The organism is Ruegeria sp. BHSA162, from assembly GCF_059613385.1.
The window spans coordinates 1-2,136 of sequence record NZ_JBXWSK010000148.1 but is presented as its reverse complement, the minus strand read 5'-3'; the positions used below and the strand labels follow the sequence as shown (position 1 = coordinate 2,136).

Genomic DNA, 2,136 nt, shown 5'->3' with positions numbered 1-2,136 from the left:
CGCGGCTGGCAGGGGCCCGGAGGATCGTGGCCGTCGACATGACCGAGGAAAAGCTGGAAATCGCCAAGGAATTCGGCGCCACGCATGGGGTTCTGGCCACGCTGAAAGAACCGTGGAGAGCAGCCTACAAGGCCCTTGGCGGTCGCGGGGCCGATGCCGTTCTGATCACCGTCGGTGCGATCCCCGCCTATGATCAGGCGCCCCGCTATCTGGGTCGCGGTGGCAAGGCGGTGATGATCGGTATGCCGCATTCCGGCGCGCAATCCAGCTATGAGCCGGTCATTCTGGCGGCTTTGGGTCAGGGCATGGTCGGGTCGAAGATGGGCGACGTGGTGATCCAGCGCGATATTCCGTGGATGATCGATCTGTATGAACAGGGACGTCTGAAGCTGGACGAGCTGATCTCGGGTCGCTGGACGCTGGAACAGATCAACGAGGCCATCGAGGACACCAAGACCGGTTCGGCCAAGCGCAACGTGATCGTATTCGACCGGGGCTGACGGCCCCGGACCACCGGCGGGAGGAGACCGGATGAAACTGCAGGATCTCGACATCATCGTGACCGCTCCGCCCGCGCCGGGCTGGGGCGGGCGCTATTGGATTCTGGTGAAACTCACCACCGATACCGGCATCACCGGCTGGGGCGAGTGTTATGCCTCCTCGGTCGGTCCCGAGGCAATGAAACACGTCATCCGTGACGTCTTCGACCGCCACATAGCCGGCGAAAACCCCGAGAATATCGAGCTGATGTTCCGCCGCGCCTATTCCAGCGGCTTCACCCAGCGCCCCGACCTGACGGTGATGGGCGCATTTTCGGGGCTGGAAATCGCGTGTTGGGACATTCTGGGCAAGGACCGGGACCGCCCGGTATACGCTCTGATCGGCGGCCGGATGAACGACCGCATCCGCGCCTACACCTATCTCTACCCGCTGCCCCAACACAACTTGACCGATTTCTGGACCTCGCCCGAACAGGCCGGGGAAAGCGCCGCCGAAATGGTCCGGCGCGGCTTCACCGCGGTCAAGTTCGACCCCGCCGGCCCCTACACGATGCGTGGAGGGCATATGCCGGCCATGTCCGACATCTCGATGTCGGTGGCCTTCTGCAAGGCGATCCGTGACGCCGTGGGCGACAAGGCCGACCTGCTGTTCGGCACCCATGGCCAGTTCAACACCGCGGGCGCCATCCGTCTTGGGCAGGCAATCGAGCCTTATTCGCCGCTGTGGTTCGAAGAGCCCACCCCCCCGGACATGATCGAGGACATGGCGCGCGTCGCCCGCAGTGTCCGCATCCCCGTGGCCACGGGCGAGCGGATGACCACCAAGGCCGAATTCGGCGCGGTTCTGCGCGCCGGCGCGGCCGAGATCCTGCAGCCCGCCTTGGGCCGGGCCGGTGGTATCTGGGAGATGAAGAAGGTCGCCGCCATGGCCGAGGTCTTCAATGCGCAGATGGCGCCGCATCTCTATGCCGGGCCGGTGGAATGGGCCGCGAACATCCATCTCGCGGCCTCGATCCCGAACCTTTTGCTGCTCGAGACCATCGAAACGCCGTTTCATGACCAGCTGATCAAGGGCTCGATCCGGGTCGATAACGGCTTTGTCGAGCCGCCTTCGGCCCCCGGCCTGGGCATCGAGGTCGACGAGGAACTGGCCCGTGCCCACCCCTATTCCGGCGACGGTCTGCACCTGCAGATGCAGGAAGCCCCCTGCGACTATGTCAACGGCAATGCGTTTCAGGGCGGGGCCCCGGCAACCGAGGGATGACAATTTCAGACAAGTTGGTGCATACTGCGTCTACCCCTTATTTCCATCCCCAAGGTACCACGTGACTTTCACTGACGCCGAATTGACGACCCCACAATCCGAATTGCCCTCGGAAATGGAGGAAAGCGCCGCGCAAGCAGCGGCTTTCCTCAAGACGCTGGCGCATCAGGGCCGCTTGATGATCCTGTGCCATCTCGCGGCCGGAGAACGCTCGGTGGGCGAGCTTGAAGCCTTGCTCAAGTTGCGCCAGGCCGCGGTCAGCCAGATGCTGGCGCGTCTGCGAACCGAAGGCCTGGTTTCAACCCGCCGAGAGGGCAAGACGATCTACTATTCGCTGCGCGACGGCAAAGCCAAGCAGGTGATCGAGTTGAT

3 protein-coding genes are annotated in these 2,136 nt (G+C 63.7%); all 3 read left to right on the top strand.

Annotation, left to right across the window (positions count from 1 at the left end; genetic code table 11):
- A partial coding sequence (locus AC2FM5_RS19535; RefSeq protein WP_496737634.1) for a zinc-binding dehydrogenase occupies positions 1-500 on the top strand: 500 nt, incomplete at its 5' end.
- A 31-nt stretch (positions 501-531) separates the two neighbouring features.
- Positions 532-1,764, top strand: a complete 1,233-nt coding sequence (locus AC2FM5_RS19530; protein WP_496737632.1) for a mandelate racemase/muconate lactonizing enzyme family protein — start codon at positions 532-534, stop codon at positions 1,762-1,764.
- 115 nt (positions 1,765-1,879) lie between these two features.
- Positions 1,880-2,136 (top strand): ArsR/SmtB family transcription factor (locus tag AC2FM5_RS19525; protein WP_496737636.1); only part of this gene is annotated, 257 nt, incomplete at its 3' end.

What these genes read in the sequence shown, in the direction of transcription:
- AC2FM5_RS19530 (WP_496737632.1), top strand. Translation starts at nt 532, where the DNA reads ATGAAACTGCAGGATCTCGACATCATCGTGACCGCTCCGCCCGCGCCG.